The organism is Isoptericola sp. NPDC019482 (genome assembly GCF_040632295.1).
Taxonomy (GTDB): domain Bacteria; phylum Actinomycetota; class Actinomycetes; order Actinomycetales; family Cellulomonadaceae; genus Isoptericola.
The window spans coordinates 1-21,292 of sequence record NZ_JBEYBQ010000032.1 but is presented as its reverse complement, the minus strand read 5'-3'; the positions used below and the strand labels follow the sequence as shown (position 1 = coordinate 21,292).

Here is a 21,292-nt window from a genome sequence, read left to right as displayed (position 1 = left end):
GTTCGCGGCGCGTCAGGTGACGAGCGTGCGGTTCACGGTCACCGGGGTGTCGTCGACGACGTTGAACGTCGGGCTGGCGGAGCTCCAGGTGTTCGGCCCGTGACAGCGCCGGTGTCGGTGACGGTGGTGCTGCCTGTGCTCGATCCGGGGCCGGCACTGCGGCACGCGATCGATGCTGTCGTCGCCCAGACGTGGGCGGACTGGGAGGCGATCGTCGTCGACGACGGCTCTGGGGAGGACCTGGGATGGGTCGATCGGGTCGACCCCCGTGTCCGCCTGGTTCGACGCACCCATGCCGGCGTCAGCGCCGCCCGGAACGCCGGCACACTGGCTGCCCGCGGGAGGTGGGTGGCATTCTGCGACCACGACGATGTCTGGGCCCCCGAGAAGCTCGAGCGCCAGGTGCAAGGTATCGCGGCCTCCGGCGCGGCGCTGAGCCACACGGCGTTCGTCTGGGAGCAGACCGGCCCTGCCGGGGTGGCAGTCCACGATCGCCGCTACCCCGCTCCGCTGACGTATGCCGGGTTGCTCCGTGGGGACCACATCTGCACGTCGAGCGTCCTCGTCGACCGCGCGACGCTGGTCGCGGCAGGAGGATTCGACACCTCCATGCGGCGGGCTGAGGACCTCGATCTCTGGCTCCGACTGATGCGGTCGGGGGAGCGTTTCGACGTCGTCGACGAACCGCTCCTGACCTATCGCTCGCATCCGTCCGGGGCGTCTTCCGACCACCTCGACACCTATCGACGCCGACGGGACGTGCTGAGGTCTCATCTGCGGGCCGCGCGCCTCGAGGGTCGCCGGAAGGACGCGGCCGCGGCCCGTGCCGGCCTGCGCCGTGGTCGCGAGCTGGCCGCCGTCCAGGCGTTCGACGAGGCACGGCAGGCCGCCGGGGCCCAACGCGTTCGTCATCTCGCACAGGCCGCATGGTGGCGCCCCCGGGTGGTGGCGCGCGCCGCCGTCAGGTACGCCGTCCGGCCGGCCGTCGGGCTGCCTCGAGCAGACACATGACGACCGGGCCTGCCGCGAGCACCAGGAGTGCCGAAGCGACGACGTCGGTCGGACGGTGCGCCCAGGACACGACGGAGCTCGCAGCGGCCAGGACCGTCAAGGTCAGCGCGGCGACGACCGTCGCCGTGGGCGGACGACGGCGCTGCGCAGGCCACAGGACGAGGACAGCTGCACAGAGTGCGACCGTGATCGTCGCGTGCGAGCTCGGGAGGGTGTTGTCCGCGTAGCCGGGTACGCCAAGGTCGGGACGCGTGAGCACGCTGTCCCGCAGGGTGAGGCTCGCGACCACGCTCAGGGCCACCAGGAGGACGCTTCCGATCGCTGCTCGCCATCGGCGCTGTCGGATTGCGAGCAGGCCGAGTACGCCCGCGGCAGCGCCCAGGAACAGCGGCACGCCTGTGCGGAGCAGAGGGGCGAGCGCGTGGGCCGATGGCCCGAGGCCGACGAACCAGCCGAAGACGCGGTCGTCGAACAGCTGGCCGACGCGGGTGCGCACGCCGAGGAGGTAGACGAGGGCGAGTGCAGCGGCGGCGGGCAGTCCCACCATCAGGACTGCCCGGCCGGCCGGCGTGGTCCGCGGGTGCACGCGAGGCATATGACCATCGTGACCGCTGACGCCGGACACAGGCACGGGTGAACCTTGCGATTCACCCCGCACCAAGGCTGCCCCAGGACGTCGTGCGTCCCTACGCTCGATCTCGATCTCGATCTCGCGCGGCGCAACGTCGTGGCGATGGATCAGTGAGGAGATGCCATGACTGCACGACCCGTCGACAGGGAGTCCGGCAGCTGCATGTCTCGACCCGACGCGCGGCGCCAGCTCATGGCCGCCTCGCGGCAGCTGATCGAGCCTGCCCGATGACCGCCGGACACGCCGACAGCCGCGCTGTCCGGGCCGTGCCTGTCATCGCCGACGTGGTCGCCGTGATGGAGTCGATGCGCGAGGTCGCGCGGGCGCACGTCGTGTGCACCGTCGGCCTCGACGGCCGGGAGTCGTTCACGGCCTACGTGTCGCCGGCGGGAGACCGCCGTCCGCCGTCACCCGTGAAGGTGCGGTCGGTCGTGGCGCAGACGATGGGCGGGCCCGGTGTCCCACGCGACGTGGTGCTCCTGCGCGAGCTGCCGTGTGACGACCAGGGTGTGGTCGACGAGTCGCGGTTGGACTCCGTGGCCATCGCGCCGTACGAGGAACCCGCCACTGCGGTGGAGCGAATGCTCGCCCCGTGGTGGGCCGAGGCACTGGTGCTCGACAGGGTCGGACGCGCGGACGATTTCTTCGGCCTGGGCGGCGGGTCGCGCGCCGCGGCCCCGGTGCTCGCGCGGGTGAGTGCGGAGCTCGGAGTGCGCGTCCGCGACTCTGACCTGGTCAGGGCCAGCACTCTTGCAGGCTTCGCGGGGTTGGTCGAGGCGCGACGTCGGGGAGAACACCACGATGGGGCGGTTGTGACGGTGAACGCAGACGCCGACGGCCCGGGGGTGTTCTGCCTCCCCGGCGCCGGAGCGTCGTCGACCCACTTCGCCCACCTCGCCGCGCGTCTGCCAGGTTCGCCCGTGCACATCGTGCAGGCGCGCGGGTACGAACGGCCAGGTGTGCAGGAACTGGGCCTGGGTGGAATCGTGCGGCGCCGCGTCGCGGCGATCCGGCGACTGCAGCCGCGCGGGCCGTACGTCGTCGTAGGGCACTCGCTCGGGGCGGTCTTCGCCCTCGAGACCGCGCGAAGGCTCCAGGACGAGGGCGAAGAGGTGGCGGTGGCGATCCTCGACCCGTTCTGGTCGGCGAGTGGGCTGGGGGTTGATCTCGGAGTGGCGCCCACCGTGGGCGAGATCCTCACACCGGAACTCATCGGCCGGCCTGGGGGGCTGCCGCCACGGCACGTGCTCCTCCTGCGTCGAGCACGCCGCCTGTCCGCGCTGCCGCTGGCGAACGTGCTACCCATGCCGGCGGAACGACGCGAGCGGCTCCTCTTCACTCTCGGCTGGGTCGTCGGCCGGACGTACAGGTCCGCGCCGTGGGACGGGAAGGTACTGGCGTACCGGTCGGCGGACAACACCGACCCGGACGAGATGTGGCGGGACCTCTTCCCGGCACCGCTGGTCGACCGGCGGTATCCGTGCGAGCACAACTCGGTGCTCCGGCCGCCCTACGTCGACCAGGTGGCGGCCGACCTCCGCGACGCGACGGCCACCTTCTCGGTCAGACAGCCGCCATCGTCCGGTCCAGCTGTGCCTCGACGTGCCGTGCGATCTCCAGCGACGCGGTGGCGGCGGGCGAGGGCGCGTTGATCACGTGCACCTGGCGGGGCGCGGTGCGCACGAGGAAGTCGTCCACCAGCCGCCCGTCGCGGTGCAGCGCCTGGGCGCGGACGCCGGCGGGGGCGGGGTGCAGGTCGTCCGCCGTGGTGCCGGGGAGCAGTCGCGCGACGGACGCGGCGAACAGGGTGCGCGACACGGAGCGCGCCACCTCGGCCGCGCCGGGTACGAGGTTGCGTCCGGCGAGGCGCCACAGGCCGGGCCAGGAGGCGGCGTCGACGACGTCGCGCCAGGCGACGTCGCGCCGCCGGTAGCCCTCGCGCGCGAGGGCGAGGACGGCGTTGGGTCCGGCGTGCACGTCGCCGTGCACGCCGCGCGTGAGGTGCACGCCCAGGAACGGGAACCGCGGGTCGGGCACGGGGTACACGAGGCCGCGCACGCGGTCGGCGGCGCGCGGGGCGAGGTCGAAGTACTCGCCGCGGAACGGCACGATGCGCGCGCCGGGGTCGACGCCGCAGGCCAGCGCCAGCCGGTCGGCGTGCAGGCCGCCGCACACGACGAGGGCGTCGGCGACCAGCTCGTACCCGGCGCGGGTGCCCGCTTCTTCGACGTCGGCCCGGACCTGCGTGCCCACCGTGCGTGCGCCACGCAGCGCGCGGCCGGTCAGCACGACCCCGCCCGCGTCGCGCACCTGGCGTGCGAGGACGGCGCACACCGCGCGGTAGTCGACGACGCCCGTGGTCTCGACCCGCAGGGCGCCGACGCAGGCGATCTCAGGCTCGTGCTCGCGGGCCTCGACGGGGTCCAGCTCGCGCACGGGCACCCCGTTGGCGACGCCGCGGGCGGCGAGGTCGCGCAGCCGGTCGCGCTCGCCGGCGTCGGTGGCGACGACGAGCTTGCCGGTGACGGCGACCGGCACGCCGTGCTCTTCGGCGAACCGTGTCATGGACGCCGCGCCCGCCGTGCCGAGCCTGGCCTTCAGGCTGCCGGGCGCGTAGTACAGGCCGGAGTGGATGACGCCGGAGTTGCGGCCCGTCTGGTGGCAGGAGAGCTCGCGCTCCTTCTCGAGCACGGTGACGTCGTCGCCGCGGCGGGCGAGTCGTGCGGCGGTCGCGAGCCCGATGATGCCGCCGCCGACGACGATGACGCGCATCCTGCCTCCTCCTGCTGGTGGCGGGCCGGTCCCTGGCCGGCCCGCCGGGTCCAGGATGGCAGTCCGGACGGGTCCCGGATACGGGGTGCCGGGGTGAACGCTCGGGTGAACCCGCCTCGGGCGGCGTCCTCCGGCATAGTGGGAGGTGCGGGGGCGGCCGGCCCGGCCGTCGCGCCTCGCCCACGAGGAGGTACGGCCATGAGTCACGACGACGGCACGCAGCCGGGCCAGGACGAGCCGCGGCCTGACGCGCCGGGGGCGGGCACGCCGTCCGGCGGGTCGGAGCCGCCCGCGTCACCGGACCCGTACGGCATGCCCGCGGAGCCCGTGCCACCTGCCGCGACCCCGTCGCCGGGGGCCGCGCCCCCGCCGGACCCGTACGCGCCGGGGGCGCCGCCGCCGGGATACCCGCAGCAGCCGAGCCCCACGCCGTACCCGGAGCAGCCAGCCGGCCAGCAGGCGCCCGGCCAGCAACCGGCAGGCCAGCAACCACCAGGCCAGCAGTACGCGCAGCCGTACCCGCAGCAGCCGTACGCCCAGCCGTACGCACAGCCCTACGCGCAGCCGTACGCGCCGTCGGCGGGCACGGACGGCTGGTCGATCGCCGCGCTGATCACGGGCATCCTCGGTCTGGCGGTGGTGCCGATCGTGCTGGGGATCATCGGGCTGTCGCGCATCAACCGGACGGGCCAGCAGGGCAAGGGCCTGGCGATCGCGGGCATCGTGCTGGGCGCGGTCGGCGTGGTGGCGTGGGTGGTGTTCTTCATCTTCGCCGTCGCGGTGGTGTCGCAGCTCGACCCGAGCGACTTCGAGACGTTCGACATGTCGGCGGCACTCCTCGCGGGACGGTAGGCGGGACAGCGGGACAGCGGGACAGCGGGACCGAGACTTCGTTCAACCATTGCCCCTAATGCGTCCGGGGCTCTACGGTGTCCCCGGTGGCGCGCTGACGCGCCGCCGGCCCCGGGCGTCGGCCGAGCCGCCGCCAGGGCCCACCGATCGCGAGGGAGCGACGATGAGGCAGCGGGTGAGACGGGCGGTCGCGGCTGTAGCGACCGCGGCGGTGATGGCGAGCGGCGCGGTGGTGACCGGCGTCGTGGGCGCGAACATGGCGGTGGGGGACGACTCCGTCGTTCTCGAAAACGATTTCGACTCCGCGTACGAGCCGTGGGGCCCGCGAGGCCCGGTCACGCTCGAGATCTCGGACGACGCGCGGACGGGCGCGGGGGCGCTCTCCGTCACCGGACGGACGGCCGAGTGGAACGGCCCGGCGACCGACGTCGGCGGCCTGTTCGCCCCCGGCGGGGAGTACGACGTCGAGGCGTGGGTGAAGCTGCCCGCGGGTGAGCCCGGCACCACGGTCCACTTCACGGTCCAGGAGACGTCCGCCGCCGGCGACGCCTACACCTGGGTCGGCGGGGCGGTCGACGCGACCGCGGACGGCTGGGTGCGCGTCGGCGGCACGTACACGATGCCGTCCGACCTCACGGCGGCCCAGCTCTACGTCGAGGCGGCGCCGGTCGACGGCGCGCACCCGTCGTTCCTCGTGGACGACCTCGTGGTCACCGGCACCGCGCCCGTCGACCCGGGCGACGTCGTCCCGGGCGGCGCGGTGAACCCGGTGCCCCAGCCGGTGGCGGCCGCCCTGCCCGGCAGCGCCGCCGACGTGCCCGTCGCCGCGCTCACCTTCGACGACGGCCCGAACCCCGGCACCACCGGCGCGCTCCTCGACTTCCTGGCCGAGCACGACCTGCACGCCGTGTTCTGCGTCATCGGGCAGAACGTCCGGGCGGACGGCGGGGCGGAGCTCGTGCGCCGCATCGTCGACGAGGGCCACGTGCTGTGCAACCACTCGACGTCGTACGCCGACATGGGCTCGTGGACGGCCGACGAGGTGCGCGCCGACCTGGTCGCCAACCTCGGGATCATCCGCGACGCCCTCGGCGACCCGGACGCGAAGGTGCCGTTCTGGCGCGCGCCGAACGGGTCCTGGGGCGCCAGCGCCGACGTCGCGGTGAGCCTCGGCATGCAGCCGCTGGCCGTGACGCACACGATCGCGGACTGGGAGACGCAGGACGTCGACACCCTCACCGCGAACCTCCGCGCCGCCCTGACCGACGGGGAGCTCGTCCTCGCGCACGACGGCGGCGGCGACCGGTCCGGCACGCTCGCGGCCGTGCGGACGGTCGTGACCGAGCGGCTCGCCGACGGCTGGGAGTTCACCTTCCCGCGCGGCACGCCGCCGGTCGTCGGCACCGTGCTGGGCGCCGACTTCGAGGACGGCCTGGCGGGCTGGGGGCCGCGCGCGGGCGACGCCACGGCACCGGAGGTCGCCGTCACGACCGACGACGCCCACGGCGGCACGCAGGCCGCGCTCGTCTCCGGCCGGGACGGGCAGGGCGACGGCATCGGGCGTGACGTCACCGGCGTCCTGCTGCCCGGCGTCACGTACGACCTGAGCGCCTGGGTACGGTTCCCGCAGGGTCAGGCGGCCGACGCCGTCTGGCTGTCCGTGGCGAGCACCACCGGCGGCGAGACCTCGTACGCCACGCTCGCGCAGTTCTCCGGCGTCACGGCCGACGGCTGGACCGAGGTCACCGCGACGTTCCAGGTGCCCGATGCCGAGACGTCGCTCCTCTACCTGGAGACCGACTACAACGGCACCAACACGAGCGACCTGCTGCTGGACGACGTCACGATCGCCGTGCCGGAGCCGCCGACGGTGCAGGACCTCACGCCGCTCAAGGACACGACCGACTTCCCCGTCGGCGTCGCGATCGACAGCCGCGAGACCACGGGCTCGGCCTCCGAGCTGCTGCTGCGGCACGCGGACCAGATCACGGCGGAGAACGACATGAAGGTCGAGTCCTGGTACGACGCCGACCACCGGTTCCGGCCGAGCGCCGGCGCCGTCGCGCTCATGGACTACGCGGCCGCGAACGACCTGCGCGTGTACGGGCACGTCCTGGCCTGGCACAGCCAGACGCCGGACTGGTTCTTCCAGGCCGACGACGGGACCGCGCTGACCACGTCCGACGCCGACCAGGAGCTCCTGCGCGAGCGGCTGCGGACGCACGTCTTCTCCGTCGCGAGGTGGCTGTCGGACAACTACGGCGAGTTCGGCGGCGAGAACCCGCTGACGGCGTTCGACGTCGTCAACGAGGTGGTCAACGACGGCGCCACGAGCGACCCCGACGACGGCCTGCGCCGCAGCGAGTGGTACCGGATCCTCGGCGAGGACTTCATCGACCTCGCGTTCGAGTACGCGGACGAGGCGTTCAACGGCACGTACGCGGCCGAGGGCACCGACCGCCCGGTGGCGCTGTTCATCAACGACTACAACACCGAGCAGGCGGGCAAGCAGGACCGCTACCGCGCGCTGGTCGAGCGGCTCCTGGCCCGCGGCGTCCCGGTGGACGGCGTGGGGCACCAGTTCCACGTGTCGCTGTCGACGCCGGTCTCGGCCCTCGAGGGCGCGCTCGACCGGTTCGCGGACCTGCCGGTCACGCAGGCCGTCACCGAGCTCGACGTCACCACCGGCACCCCGGTCACCGAGGCGCGCCTGGTGGACCAGGGCTACTGGTTCCGCGACGCGTTCCGCATGTTCCGCGCCCACGCCGACGACCTGTACTCGGTCACGGTGTGGGGCCTGACGGACGGCCGTTCGTGGCGGGCGGACGCGGGGGCGCCGCTGCTGTTCGACGACGGGTACCAGGCCAAGCCGGCCTACTTCGGCGCCGCGGACGGCGACCTCCCGGCCCGGCTGCGCGCGGCGAACGTCTTCGCGGGCGACGTCCCGCTGGACGACGACGCCGCGTCGTCGGCCGTGTGGGACCGGCTGCCGCGGCACGCGATCGGCGCTGCGGGGGAGCAGGTGGCGGACTTCCAGCTGCGCTGGGCCGCCGATCACCTCACCGCGCAGGTGCGCGTCACCGACGACACGGCGGACGACGGCGACGCCGTGACGTTCGACGTCGACGGCGCGACCACCACGGTGGGCCGGGACGGCACGGTGACCGGGCCGGACGGCGCGGCCGCCGTCGTCGAGCCGTCCGGCGACGGGTACGTCGTCGTCGCGCACCTGCCGCTGGCGGGCGCCGCCGAGGGCGACACGCTCGGCCTGGACGTCCGCGTCGCCGACGGCGGGTCGACGTCCGGCTGGAACACCCCGGGCTCGCTCGGCACGCTCACCCTCCTGGAGGAGCTGAGCTACCTGGAGGTGGCCGAGGCCACGGCGCCGCCGCAGGTCGACGGCGCGGTGGACGACGCGTGGGCCGACGCCTCCGCGGTCACCACCGACCGGCAGATCGAGGGCGACGGCGGGGCCACGGCCACGGTGCGCACGCTGTGGTCGGGGGACACGCTGTACGTGCTCGCGGAGGTCGCCGACCCGACCGTCGACGTCAGCGGCTCCGACCCGTGGGTGCAGGACTCGGTCGAGATCTTCCTCGACGCCGGGAACGCGAAGAACGGCGCCTACCGCGACGTCGACACGCAGATCCGGATCAGCGCCCAGAACGTCGCGTCGTTCGGCACCGGGGACGAGGCCGCGCAGGCGGCCCGCCTGACGTCGGCCACCGCGGCCGTGGACGGTGGGTACGTCGTCGAGGCGGCGGTCGACCTGCTCGGCACCGGCGGCGCGGGCACGTTCCACGGCCTGGACTTCCAGGTCAACGACGGCACCGCCGGCACGCGCACCGCCGTGCGCGACTGGGCCGACCCCACGGGCACGGGCTACCAGTCCACCGCCCGCTGGGGCGTCGGCCGGCTCGTCGCGGCCGAGCAGCCCGAGCCCGACGGGATCGTCAACGTCGTCGCCCCGACCGTCGTCCCCGACGACCGGAAGGGGACGGCCCCCGGCGCCGTCCTCGTCGTCGACCCGGGCGAGTGGACCGCGCCCGACGGCGAGCGGGTGCGGTACACCTACCGGTGGCTGCGGGACGGCGAGCCGGTGCGTCGTCCCCTCGGCGCCCTGACCGACGTCGCGCGCCTCGTCGACCTGACCGTCCAGGTGCTGCGCGGGACGGCCGACCCGGAGGTGCTGCTGTCGGTCGCGGGCTCCACCTACCGCGTCACCGGGGCCGACCTCGGGCACGACGTGGCCGTCGAGGTGACGGCGCACGCCCGCGGGCTGGACGACGTCACGGTCGTCAGCGCGCCGGTCGTCCCCGCGCGGAGGTAGCGGCTCCGCCCCCCGGCCGGCGGCCCCACCCTCGGGTGGGGTCGCCGGCTGCCGGTCGTGTGGGGGTCCGGCGAAGACGCCGGTCAGGAGGGCCGCGGGGCCACGGCGGGTGGGTAGCATCGCGGACCGGGCGGCGGCCGGCCGTCCGCGATGCGACAGATGTGCCGACAGACGAGCCGACAGCCGTTCCGACGGACGCGCCGACCAGGAGGACCATGAGCCAGCCGCGCGGGTACGACCCCGACGCCCCGCACACCCAGGTGATCCCGCCGCGCCAGGACGGCGCGCAGGCGCTGCCGCCGACGCAGGCGCTGGGCGGGTACGACGACGGCACGCAGGTGCTGCCGGCGCAGCATCCGGGCGCCGACCAGGGGACGACCGTGCTGCCCTCCGCGCAGGAGTTCGGCGGGTACGTCGACGGCACCGCCGTGCTGCCGCGGGCGCAGGCGTCGGGCGGGTACGACGACGGCACCCAGGTCATGCCGCCGGCGCCGGGCACGGGAAGGTACGACGACGGCACCCAGGTGCTGTCGCCGGCGCCGGGCTCGGGCGGGTACGACGACGGCACGGCGGTGCTGCCGAGCGCCGCGCCGCCGCGGCGCACCTCCTCGCGGCCGATCGGGTCGCTGTCCGCCCCGACGGCGACGCCCGCCCCGCACGCCCCGGTGGCGCGCACGGCGGCCCCCGGCCCCGTCGCGGCGGCGCCGCAGCGTGCCCCGCAGCCCGCGCCCCGGCCCGCCGCCCCGGCGCCGTGGGACGCGGCCCCCGCCGCGGCGCCCGGGCGCCCGGCGCCGTCGAGCCCGGTCAGGGACCCGGAGCCCGCCCGGCGGGGCACCGAGCCCACCGCGGTGGCGGCGCTGGTCACCGGCATCCTCGGGTTCGTCGTGCCGCTGCTGGGCGTGCTCGCCATCATCCTGGGCGGCATCGGCCTGGACCGGACCCGCCGCCGCCGCTCGGGCGGGCGGGGCATGGCCAAGACCGGCATCGCGTTCGGGTCGATCCAGGTCGTGTTCACGGCGATCGTCGTCGTCGCCGGGCTCTGGCTCTGGAACACCTACGGGGACGACGTCCAGCAGGCCCTGGACGAGGCGGAGCAGCTCACGCAGACCGACCTGTCCATCCCCGACCTGCTGCTCGGCGGCGTCACCGGGGACCTGTCCTTCGGGGACCTGCAGGACCTCGCCGGCACCCTCGGCGACGCCGACCAGCTCCAGGAGCTCGGCGGTCAGTGCCAGGCGGGCGACCCGGTCTCCTGCGAGGACCTCCTGGACCGCCTGCCCGACGGCATCCGCGACCAGCTCCCCGAGGACCTGACCAGCCGCATCCCGGGGAGCTGACCGCCACACCGCCGAGGTAGTACGAGACCCCGCGAGGTAGTCCTGCACCCGCCGAGGTAGTAGGGATCTCCGTGAGGTAGTACGAGACCTGCCGAGGTAGTACTACCTCGGCAGCTGCGGCACTACCTCGCGGGGCGACGTCGGAGGGTCGGCGTAGTCTGGTGCGGCACGCCCGGCGCCCCTGCCGGTCGCACGGTTTCCCGGCCACGACGTGGCCCTGGAACCCCTTGCGTCCCGGGGAGAGCTGGGCCTGTCGTCGTGCCCGCACGCCGGGCCCCGTCTCGATCGCTCCGCGCCGCAGACCGCCTCGAAGGACCCGCATGAACCTCACCGGCATCGTCCCCGCCCTCCTCGCCGACCCCGGCGCCGCCGCCGCGCTCGAGCACGTCCCGGCGCGCGGCTTCGCGGACGTCGTCGGGCCGGTCGGCGTGCGCGCCCCGCTGCTGGCCGCCGCGGCAGAGCGCCGCCCGCTCGTCGTCGTCACCGCGACGGGGCGCGAGGCCGACGAGCTCGCCGCGTCCGTCCGGGCCTACCTGCCCGACGACCGAGCCGACGACGTCGCGGTGCTGCCCGCGTGGGAGACGCTGCCGCACGAGCGGCTGTCGCCCCGCGCGGACACGGTCGCCAAGCGGCTCGCGGTGTTCCGGCGGCTCGCCCACCCGGCGCCGGAGCCCGGTCTCACCGGCCCGATCCGGCTCCTGGTGATGCCGGCCCGCGCGTTGCTGCAGCCGGTCGTCGAGGGCCTGGGCGAGCTGGAGCCGGTCGAGCTGCACACCGGCTCGACGGCGGACCTCACGGACGTCTCGGACCGCCTCGTCGCGGCCGCGTACACGCGGGTGGACATGGTGGAGCGCCGCGGCGAGTTCGCGGTGCGCGGCGGCATCCTCGACGTCTTCCCGCCGACGGAGGACCACCCGCTCCGCATCGAGTTCTGGGGCGACGAGGTGACGGAGATCCGCTGGTTCGCGGTCGCCGACCAGCGCTCTCTCGAGATCGCGGAGCAGGGCCTGTGGGCCCCGCCGTGCCGCGAGATCCTCCTCACCGACACGGTGCGCGAGCGCGCGGCCGGCCTGGTGGAGCGGCTGCCCGGCGCGATCGAGATGCTCGACAAGCTCGCCGCGGGCGTCGCCGTCGAGGGCATGGAGTCGCTCGCGCCGGTGCTCGTGGACCGCATGGTGCCGGTGCTGGAGCTCGTGCCCGACGACGCGCTGCTGGTCATCGACGAGCCGGAGCGGGTCCGCCGTCGCGCGCACGACCTCGTGGCCACCACCGAGGAGTTCCTCGCCGCCGCGTGGACGGGCGCCGTCGCGGGCGGCGCCGCGCCGATCGACCTGTCCGCGGCGTCGTTCGAGACGTTCACCGAGGTGCGCGACGTCGCCGCCCGCCGCGGCCTGGGCTGGTGGACGCTGTCCTCGTTCGCGCTCGACGCGGGCGGCGACGAGGGCACCGTGGCCGAGGCGGAGGTCGACGGCGTCACGACCTTCACGGTGGGCGCGCGCGACGTCGAGTCCTACCGCGGCGACCTGCAGCGGGCGCTCGACGACGTGCAGACGCTCCAGCGCGCGGGCTGGCGGCTGCTGCTCACCACGGAGGGCCACGGCCCGGCCAAGCGCATGGTCGAGCAGCTGTCGGCGCAGGACACCGCCGCGCGGATGGTCGCCGAGCTGCGGGAGGAGCCCGAGGGCGGCGTCGTCCTCGTCGCCCCGGCGCTGGTCGGCAAGGGCTTCGTCGCCACGGACCTCCAGCTGGCGGTGTTCAGCGAGTCGGACCTCACGGGCCGGCAGGGTTCCACGACCCGCGACATGCGCAAGATGCCGAGCCGGCGGCGCAACGTCGTCGACCCGCTGCAGCTGCGCGGCGGCGACTACGTGGTGCACGAGCAGCACGGCGTGGGCCGGTTCGTCGAGATGGTGCAGCGCACGCTCGGCGCCGGGGCCAACGCGGCGACGCGCGAGTACCTGGTCATCGAGTACGCGTCGTCCAAGCGGGGCCAGCCGGGCGACCGGCTGTTCGTGCCGATGGACCAGCTCGACCAGGTCACGAAGTACACGGGCGGCGAGGCGCCGTCGCTGTCGAAGATGGGCGGCACGGACTGGAAGAACACCAAGGCGCGCGCCCGCAAGCACGTCAAGGAGATCGCGGGCGAGCTCATCCGCCTGTACTCGGCGCGCATGGCCACGCAGGGGCACTCGTTCGGCCCGGACACGCCGTGGCAGCGCGAGCTGGAGGACGCGTTCGCGTACGTCGAGACGCCCGACCAGCTCGTGACGATCGACGAGGTCAAGGCCGACATGGAGAAGCCGGTCCCGATGGACCGCCTCGTGTGCGGCGACGTCGGCTACGGCAAGACGGAGATCGCGATCCGCGCCGCGTTCAAGGCTGTGCAGGACGGCAAGCAGGTGGCCGTCCTGGTGCCGACGACGCTGCTGGTGCAGCAGCACTTCGACACGTTCTCCGAGCGGTACGCCGGCTTCCCCGTGACGGTGCGCGCGCTGTCCCGCTTCCAGTCCGACAAGGAGTCGGCCGAGACGGTGGAGGAGCTCGCGAAGGGCACCGTCGACATCGTCATCGGCACGCACCGCCTGCTCACCGGTTCGGTGCGGTTCAAGGACCTCGGCCTCGTGATCGTCGACGAGGAGCAGCGGTTCGGCGTCGAGCACAAGGAGACGCTCAAGCAGCTGCGCACCAACGTGGACGTGCTCGCGATGTCCGCGACCCCCATCCCGCGCACGCTCGAGATGGCGGTGACCGGGATCCGCGAGATGTCGACCCTCGCCACGCCTCCGGAGGAGCGGCACCCCGTGCTCACCTACGTGGGCGCGTACGAGGAGAAGCAGATCGGGGCGGCGGTCCGGCGCGAGCTGCTGCGCGAGGGCCAGGTCTTCTACGTGCACAACAAGGTGGAGACGATCCAGAAGACGGCGTCGCGCCTCGCGGAGCTCGTCCCCGAGGCCCGCATCGGCGTGGCCCACGGCAAGATGAGCGAGCACCAGCTGGACCAGGTGATCCGCGCCTTCTGGGAGAAGGAGCTGGACGTGCTGGTCTGCACCACGATCATCGAGACCGGCCTGGACATCTCCAACGCCAACACCCTGATCCTGGAGCGCGCGGACGTGCTCGGCCTGTCCCAGCTGCACCAGCTGCGGGGCCGCGTGGGCCGCGGCCGGGAGCGCGCGTACGCGTACTTCCTCTACCCGCCGGAGCGGCCGCTGACGGACACCGCGCACGACCGGCTGTCCACGATGGCCGCGCACACCGACCTCGGCGCGGGCATGCAGATCGCGATGAAGGACCTGGAGATCCGCGGCGCGGGCAACCTGCTGGGCGGCGAGCAGTCCGGCCACATCGCGGGGGTCGGGTTCGACCTCTACGTGCGCATGGTGGGCGAGGCCGTGGCCGCGTTCCGCGGCGAGCGCGAGGAGGAGCAGCCCGAGGTCACCATCGAGCTGCCCGTCGACGCGCACCTGCCCGAGTCGTACATCGCCACCGAGCGGCTGCGCCTCGAGGCGTACAAGAAGATCGCGGCCGCGCAGGACGCGAGCGCGCTCGCGGAGGTGCGCGCCGAGCTCGTGGACCGCTACGGCAAGCTCCCCGACGTCGCGTCCGCGCTGTTCGACGTCGCGGACTTCCGCAACCACACCCGCCGCGCCGGCCTCACCGACGTCACCGCGCAGGGCAAGTTCATCCGGTTCGCGCCCGTGGACCTCGCCGAGTCGGCGCAGCTGCGGCTCAAGCGGCTCTACCCGGGCACGATCCTCAAGCCGGCGATCCGCGCGTTCCTCGTGCCCTTCCCGACGACGGCGCGCATCGGCGGCCGCCCCCTGCGCGGCGCCGAGGTGCTCGCGTGGGCGCGGCAGCTCATCGACGCGGTGGTCCTGGGCGAGGTCTCCGCCGCGGCCTCGGTCGGCACGTCCTCGCCGAGGTAGTCCACCTCTCGCCGAGGTAGTTCGCACGGATGTGCGAACTACCTCGGCGAGATCATGACTACCTCGGCGGAGGTCAGACGCCCGGGCGGTTGCCGTCCGGGATGGTGATGGGCGTCGTCGTGCCCGACTGGCCCTTGTTGAGGAACGCCATGCCGAGGGCCTTGACGAACTTGTCGAACAGCCCGAAGGAGTTCGGCGCCACCGGCAGCAGGCCCTCGCGGAAGGCGACGTACGCCGGCCACACGGAGCGGATCAGCGCCCGTGACGCCCAGTCGCGCCGCAGGTCCAGCCAGTCGGCGACGTCGTCGCCGAGCTGGTAGATGACGAACTCGTTGAGGAAGCCGCGGGTGACGCCGAGGTCGACCTGGGCGGTGAGGCCGAGGAGCACCTCGGCGAGGTCCCGGCCCTCCGGCGTGGGTGCGAGCAGCGGGGTGAGCACCTGCTCGGACTGGGCGTGCGCGTCGGCCCAGGTCGCGGGGATGTACTCGTCCCGCACGCCCAGCAGGTGGAGCGCCACCTGCCAGTGGTGCAGGAACGCCTCCTCGTCCGCCGCCGACATCCGCACGCCCCACTTCTTCATGGTGCGGTGGGCGAACGTCCCGGTGCTGTGGAACGTCACGAGGATGTCCATGTTGCTGATCGGGATGGTCTCGTCGGCGACGGCCCTCCAGTACGGCGACTGCGGCAGCAGGTGCCGGACGGCCGCGTGCACCAGGCGCGTCTTGTTCGCGGTGACGATCATCTGGCCGTCCGGCTCGTAGGCGTTCCGGTCGGTGAGGTCGTAGCCGAACGTGAAGGTCTTGGCCGCGCGGTCCTGCATGTCGGCGCCGCCCTTGGACCAGTACACGGACTTCGCCTCGCGGGGGATGACGGTGCTCATGATGCCGCCGCCCAGCCCGTAGATGACGAAGAGGTACAGGTCCTTGCGGCGGTTGAAGTCGGCCGCGCGGCGCAGCTTCTCCATGTCGGCCCAGTCGGGCAGCCGTGCCTCCCGGCCCAGGAAGCCGGCGAGCTCCGAGGGCAGGCCGGCCGGCACGGGATGGTTGTTGTCCACCCAGGGGAGGATGGCGTCGTTGACCGCGGGCACCTGGCCGGCGTCGATCACCGACGCCATGATCGCGTCGATCTCGTCGTCCCAGACCCACAGGGGATCGACGCCGGTGCCGGCGCGGGCCATCGACCGCGTGGGGGACCAGGACCAGGCCGCGCCCGGCGCGGCCACGCTCGTCAGGCCGAGCGCGGCGCCCAGGGTCAAGAGGGTGCGTCTGTTCATCTCGTTCACGGGACCACCTGTTTCCGTCGGGGATGGGGCCTCGCGGCGGCGTCGTCGTCGACGCCGTCCGGGGCGTGCTGCCCATCCGGACCGATGTGACCGGACGTTTCCTCACATGTGATTCGCCATTAACATAGGACCGTCCGGCGCGGGGCACAACCCCTCGCCCGGCGGGGGTGCCCGGGGGCGGCCCCGCCGCGTCGTCGTGCCCGGAAGCGCCCCGTCACCCCCGGCGGGCGCCGGGGGAAGTTGCCGTCTCGGCAGGTGGGAGCGGGCGTGCGTCCCTAGCATGAGCGCGAGGGCGCGGCGCGGTGCCGTCACGTCCGACGACGACGGAGGGGACGGAGGGCGCGATGAGCGGGACGACCGACGGCGGGCGCGACGGCGCGGGGGCGCCGCAGGACGCGGCGGCGCGGCTGGCCGCGCTCGAGCGGGAGAACGCCGAGCTGCGCGCGCGGCTCGCAGCCGGTGGCGGCCAGCCGGTGCTCGTGGCCGCGGCGCCGCCCGCGCCCCGCGAGCCGCGCCACCGGGGCCGGGCGGCGGCCGCCGTCGTCCTCGTCGTCCTCGGGGCGCTGCTCGCGCCGGTGGCCGTGATCGCGGCCTGGGCCGAGCGCACGCTCACCGACACGGACCGGTACGTCGCGACGGTCGGGCCGATCGCCGCCGACCCCGCCGTCCAGGGCGCCGTCGCCGGCCGCCTCACCGACGTGGTGATGGAGCAGATCGACGTGAACGCCATCGTCGGCACGGTGGTCGACGGCCTGGAGGAGCGCGGCGTCGGGCCGCGGGCCACCGACGCGCTGACGCAGCTCGAGGGCCCGCTGACCAGCGGCGTCGAGTCCTTCGTGCGGCGGGCCGCGGACGGCGTGGTGACCAGCGATGCGTTCGAGGACGCCTGGGTGCAGGCCAACCGGGTGGCGCACCAGCAGCTCGTCGCGACGATGCGCGGCGAGGGCGGCGAGCTCCTCCAGATCGGGCAGGACGGACAGCTCACCATCCAGCTCTCCGGCATGATCGACCTGCTCAAGCAGCGGCTCGTCGACCGGGGCCTGGGCGTCGCGGCCCGGATCCCGGAGGTGAACGCCACGTTCACGCTCATGCAGACCTCGCAGCTGGTGCAGGTGCAGAACCGGTACGCGCAGGTCGTGGCGCTGGGGACGTGGCTGCCGTGGATCTCGCTCGGCCTGCTGGCCGCGGGCGTGCTCGTCGCGCGACACAAGTCGCGCACCTTGGTCGTCGCGGGCCTGGCGCTCGCGGCCTCGATGGTGCTCCTCGCGATCGGCCTCGCGATCGGCCGGGGGATCTACCTCGACGCGCTGAAGGACGTGGTGCTGCGGCTCGACGCGGCCGAGGTGCTGTTCGACCAGGTCGTGTCGTTCCTGCGGGTCACGCTGCGGACGATCGGCGTGCTCGGGCTCGTGGTCGCGATCGTCGCGTACCTGGGCGGGAGCAGCGCGTCGGCCCGGTCGCTGCGCGCGGGCGCGGGGCGCGGGTTCGCCTCGCTGCGCGACTACGGCGAGGGGCGCGGGGTGTCGACCGGGCCGGTGGGCGACTGGCTGGGCAGGTACCGCACCCTGGTGCGCGTGACGATCATCGTCATCGCGGCCCTGGTGCTCCTGCTCGCGGGCAGCCCCACGCCGGGGCTCATCATCGGCACAGCAGTGGTGGCCGGCGTGCTCATCGCCGTCCTGGAGCTGGTGGCGCGGCCGCCCCGGCCCGACGACGAGGGCGCGGACGACGGCGCCGGCCCGCCCGACGTCCCCGCCGTGGCGACGACGTGACGATCCGGTGCGGGGTCGTGGCGCGCCGCCGCCGCGTCGTCGCGCGCCGCTAGCGTGACGCGGCGTGACCACCACCGACGTCGAGATCACCGCCGACCTGGTCCGCGACCTGCTGCGCGAGCAGCACCCGGACCTCGCCCACCTCCCCGTCCGCCTGGGCGCGCGCGGCTGGGACAACCAGCTCTGGCGGCTCGGCGACGACCTCGCCGTGCGGCTGCCGTGGGCCACGGAGTCGGCCGACGCGCTGCTGCGCAAGGAGCACGCGTGGCTGCCGGGGCTCGCCCCGCGCCTGCCGCTGCCCGTGCCGGTGCCGCAGCGGCTCGGCGAGCCGGGCGCGCTGTTCGGGCGGCCGTGGATCGTCACGACGTGGGTGCCCGGCGAGTCCGCCGACCGCGCACCCGTCACCCGGCCCGACTCGGCCGACGTCCTCGCCGCCTTCCTGTCCGCGCTGCACCGCCCGGCGCCCGACGGCGCGCCCACCGGCCGCGGCCGCGGCGGCCCGCTCGCGGGGTACACCGCCGGGGTCGAGCGCGGGCTCGCCGAGGTGGTCGAGCGCGGGCTCGTCGCCGACCCGGCGCCGGTGCGCGCCGTCTGGCAGGACGCCGTCGACGCCCCGGCGTGGGACGGCCCGGCGGTGTGGCTGCACTCCGACCTGCACCCGGCCAACGTCCTCACCGCCGACGGCGCCCTGAGCGGCGTGATCGACTTCGGCGACCTGTGCGCCGACGACCCCGCCTACGACCTGGCCGGCGCGTGGCGGCTGCTGCCCGACGGCGCCGTCGACCGCTTCCACGCGGCCTATCGCGGACCGGACGGCCGCCCCGCCGACGACGCGGCCCGACGTCGCGCCCGCGGGTGGGCGGCCGCCACCGCGCTGGGCGGCCTGCTCGTCGGGAACGCCGGCGACGAGGGCCGCCCGGGCGGGAAGTCCTCGTGGGGCCCGCCCGCCCGCGCGACCCTCGAGCGACTGGTGGCCACGGCCGGCTGAGCGCGCGCCAGGTCGTCCGATCGGGTCGGTCCGTGCGGTCAGTCGCCCGCGGCCCGCCCCAGCTCGCCGGCGATGCGCTGCTCGAGCGCGTCGGTGGCGGCGTCGGGCAGCACGACGATCCCCTCGAGCTCCTTCATGGCGCGCCGGTACGCCGACTGCCGCTCGGCCTGCGACGACCCCTCGTCGTCGGCCATCGCCAGCAGCTTCTTCGCGCGGTCGAGGGCCTGCCGCTCGGTGGGGGAGAAGTCCGACGCGCGGCGGCGCTTCGCCTCCCGCTCCGCGACGTCGAAGCGGACCTGCATCTCGCGGACGGCGTCGCGGTACCGGTCGAGGCGTCCGCGGTCGCGCAGGGCGTCGAGGTCGTCGGGGCGCAGGTCCTCGGCCGCCCGCCGGGCTCGGTGGAAGTCGACGGTCACCTGCTCGCGCATGTCCGACATCAGCGGGTACTCGAGGGACTTCACGGCGTCCAGCTCGTAGGCCAGCCAGCGCTGCTGCGTCGCGTCGTGCGCGGCGACGGTGCGCTCGATCTCGCTGGTGAGCGCCTCGTCGGCGGCGGGCGCGGGCGGGTCGGCCGGCTGCGGGGCGCCGTGCTTGATGCGGTACATCTCGAGCTTGTCCTGGCGCCGCTGCCGGTCCCACGCCGAGATGCCCCGCGCGGCACCGCCGATGGCCGGGCCGACGAAGAAGATCAGCCACCAGTAGGAGCCGAGGAAGTCCCAGACGCTGTCCACGGGGTCCACGCTATCGGCGCGGCCGTGACCGGTGGGTGGTCGCGGGCGCCCGTCCTGAGGCGCCGGTCTAGGCTGGGGGGCGTCAACCCAGCACCGCCGCGGGCGTCAGCGGCCCCGGGCACTCGCCTGGACGGGTCGCGCGGTCGCCCGCGGTCCCCGTCTGAAGGAGCACCCGTGGCAAGCATCGAAGCCGTTGGAGCACGCGAGATCCTCGACTCGCGCGGCAACCCCACCGTCGAGGTGGAGATCGCGCTGGACGACGGCACCTTCGCCCGCGCGGCGGTCCCGTCGGGCGCCTCGACCGGCGCGTTCGAGGCCGTCGAGCGTCGTGACGGCGACAAGGGGCGCTACCTGGGCAAGGGCGTCGAGGGCGCGGTCAACGCCGTCATCGACGACATCGCCCCCGAGCTCATCGGCTACGACGCCGAGGAGCAGCGCATCATCGACCAGACCCTCATCGAGCTGGACGGCACCCCGAACAAGGGCAAGCTGGGCGCCAACGCGATCCTCGGCGTCTCGCTCGCCGTCGCGAAGGCCGCCGCGAAGTCGGCCGGCCTCGATCTGTTCCGCTACGTCGGCGGCCCGAACGCGCACGTGCTGCCCGTGCCGATGATGAACATCATCAACGGCGGGTCGCACGCCGACTCGACGGTGGACTTCCAGGAGTTCATGATCGCGCCGATCGGTGCGCCGACCTTCAAGGAGGCCCTGCGCACGGGCACCGAGGTCTACCACGCCCTCAAGAGCGTGCTGAAGGGCAAGGGCTTCTCCACGGGCCTCGGCGACGAGGGCGGCTTCGCCCCCGACCTGCCGTCGAACTCTGCCGCCCTGGACCTCATCGTCGAGGCGATCGAGAAGGCGGGCTTCACGCCGGGCTCCGACGTCGCCATCGCGATGGACGTCGCCGCGACCGAGTTCTTCAAGGACGGTGCGTACCACTTCAAGAACGGCGAGGTGCACTCGACCGAGGACATGATCAAGCTCTACGAGGGCCTGGTCGCGAACTACCCGATCGTCTCCATCGAGGACCCGCTGTCCGAGGACGAGTGGGGCGCCTGGACGCAGTTCGTCTCCGAGGTCGGCGACAAGGTGCAGGTCGTCGGCGACGACCTGTTCGTCACCAACCCCGAGCGCCTCGCCCGCGGCATCGAGGAGAAGGCCGCCAACTCGCTGCTGGTCAAGCTCAACCAGATCGGCACGCTCACCGAGACGCTCGACGCCGTCACGCTCGCGCAGCGCAACGGCTTCACGACGATGACCTCGCACCGCTCCGGCGAGACCGAGGACACCACCATCGCCGACCTGTCCGTCGCGACCAACGCCGGCCAGATCAAGACCGGCGCCACCGCCCGCGGCGAGCGCATCAACAAGTACAACCAGCTCCTGCGCATCGAGGAGGCGCTGGACGACGCCGGTCGTTACGCCGGCCGTTCGGCCTTCCCGCGCTTCCAGGGCTGACGCCCCCGGACGCTGCACGACGACGGCCGGTCGCTCCCTCGGGGGCGACCGGCCGTCGTCGTCCCACGAGGTAGTCCGAGACTGGCCGAGGTAGTGCCACTCTCCGCGAGGTAGTTCGCGTCGCGCCGAGGTAGTGGACTACACCTGCACGGGCTCGTCGAGCAGTACGCGCGCGGCATCACCATCGACCTGGACGTGCTCG

13 protein-coding genes are annotated in these 21,292 nt (G+C 74.1%); 9 read left to right on the top strand and 4 right to left on the bottom strand.

Going from position 1 to position 21,292, the window contains the following annotated elements; all coding sequences use genetic code 11:
• The first annotated feature begins 99 nt into the window (after positions 1–99).
• Positions 100–1,011 carry a glycosyltransferase family A protein gene (locus ABZ493_RS17350; RefSeq protein WP_430583399.1) on the top strand — a complete coding sequence of 304 codons (912 nt, stop codon included), beginning with the start codon at positions 100–102 and terminating at the stop codon, positions 1,009–1,011.
• On the opposite strand, the gene ABZ493_RS17345 is transcribed toward ABZ493_RS17350, so the two are convergent.
• Positions 962–1,636 (bottom strand): phosphatase PAP2 family protein, encoded by a 675-nt coding sequence (locus ABZ493_RS17345; protein WP_430583398.1) that lies wholly within the window; start codon positions 1,634–1,636, stop codon positions 962–964. The two genes, ABZ493_RS17350 and ABZ493_RS17345, sit on opposite strands and share 50 nt — an antisense overlap.
• A 311-nt stretch (positions 1,637–1,947) precedes the next feature.
• Between ABZ493_RS17345 and ABZ493_RS17340 the strand changes: the two genes are divergently transcribed.
• Positions 1,948–3,294 (top strand): alpha/beta fold hydrolase, encoded by a 1,347-nt coding sequence (locus ABZ493_RS17340; RefSeq protein WP_430583397.1) that lies wholly within the window; start codon positions 1,948–1,950, stop codon positions 3,292–3,294.
• Here the strand turns inward: ABZ493_RS17340 and lhgO are convergent.
• The gene (gene lhgO, locus ABZ493_RS17335; RefSeq protein ID WP_430583396.1) at positions 3,206–4,414 is read right to left on the bottom strand and encodes an L-2-hydroxyglutarate oxidase; all 1,209 of its coding nucleotides are present in this window, start codon (positions 4,412–4,414) and stop codon (positions 3,206–3,208) included. The two genes, ABZ493_RS17340 and lhgO, sit on opposite strands and share 89 nt — an antisense overlap.
• 198 nt (positions 4,415–4,612) lie before the next feature.
• Here lhgO and ABZ493_RS17330 point away from each other — a divergent pair, with 198 nt between their 5' ends.
• The 4 genes from ABZ493_RS17330 to mfd all read left to right on the top strand — a co-directional run bounded on the left by ABZ493_RS17330 (position 4,613) and on the right by mfd (position 14,859).
• Positions 4,613–5,266, top strand: a complete 654-nt coding sequence (locus ABZ493_RS17330) for a DUF4190 domain-containing protein (RefSeq protein ID WP_430583395.1) — start codon at positions 4,613–4,615, stop codon at positions 5,264–5,266.
• A gap of 163 nt (positions 5,267–5,429) precedes the next feature.
• A complete protein-coding gene (locus ABZ493_RS17325; RefSeq protein ID WP_430583394.1) occupies positions 5,430–9,596 on the top strand; it encodes an endo-1,4-beta-xylanase in 4,167 nt (1,388 codons plus the stop codon).
• Positions 9,597–9,811: 215 nt separating this feature from the next.
• The gene (locus tag ABZ493_RS17320) at positions 9,812–10,933 is read left to right on the top strand and encodes a DUF4190 domain-containing protein (RefSeq protein ID WP_430583393.1); all 1,122 of its coding nucleotides are present in this window, start codon (positions 9,812–9,814) and stop codon (positions 10,931–10,933) included.
• A gap of 320 nt (positions 10,934–11,253) precedes the next feature.
• Positions 11,254–14,859, top strand: a complete 3,606-nt coding sequence (mfd, locus tag ABZ493_RS17315) for a transcription-repair coupling factor (RefSeq protein ID WP_430583392.1) — start codon at positions 11,254–11,256, stop codon at positions 14,857–14,859.
• Positions 14,860–14,932: 73 nt separating this feature from the next.
• On the opposite strand, the gene ABZ493_RS17310 is transcribed toward mfd, so the two are convergent.
• Complete coding sequence (locus tag ABZ493_RS17310) at positions 14,933–16,132, bottom strand: oxygenase MpaB family protein (RefSeq protein ID WP_430583391.1); 1,200 nt, start codon at positions 16,130–16,132, stop codon at positions 14,933–14,935.
• 353 nt (positions 16,133–16,485) lie between these two features.
• On the opposite strand from ABZ493_RS17310, the gene ABZ493_RS17305 reads away from it, so the two are divergent.
• Positions 16,486–17,913, top strand: a complete 1,428-nt coding sequence (locus ABZ493_RS17305; protein WP_430583390.1) for a hypothetical protein — start codon at positions 16,486–16,488, stop codon at positions 17,911–17,913.
• 64 nt (positions 17,914–17,977) lie between these two features.
• Positions 17,978–18,901 (top strand): aminoglycoside phosphotransferase family protein, encoded by a 924-nt coding sequence (locus ABZ493_RS17300; protein WP_430583389.1) that lies wholly within the window; start codon positions 17,978–17,980, stop codon positions 18,899–18,901.
• Between the two features lie 38 nt (positions 18,902–18,939).
• On the opposite strand, the gene ABZ493_RS17295 is transcribed toward ABZ493_RS17300, so the two are convergent.
• Positions 18,940–19,632, bottom strand: a complete 693-nt coding sequence (locus ABZ493_RS17295) for a hypothetical protein (RefSeq protein ID WP_430583388.1) — start codon at positions 19,630–19,632, stop codon at positions 18,940–18,942.
• A gap of 174 nt (positions 19,633–19,806) precedes the next feature.
• On the opposite strand from ABZ493_RS17295, the gene eno reads away from it, so the two are divergent.
• Positions 19,807–21,090: a phosphopyruvate hydratase gene (eno, locus tag ABZ493_RS17290; protein ID WP_429764507.1), complete on the top strand. Its 1,284-nt coding sequence runs from the start codon at positions 19,807–19,809 to the stop codon at positions 21,088–21,090.
• Positions 21,091–21,292 lie beyond the last annotated feature (202 nt).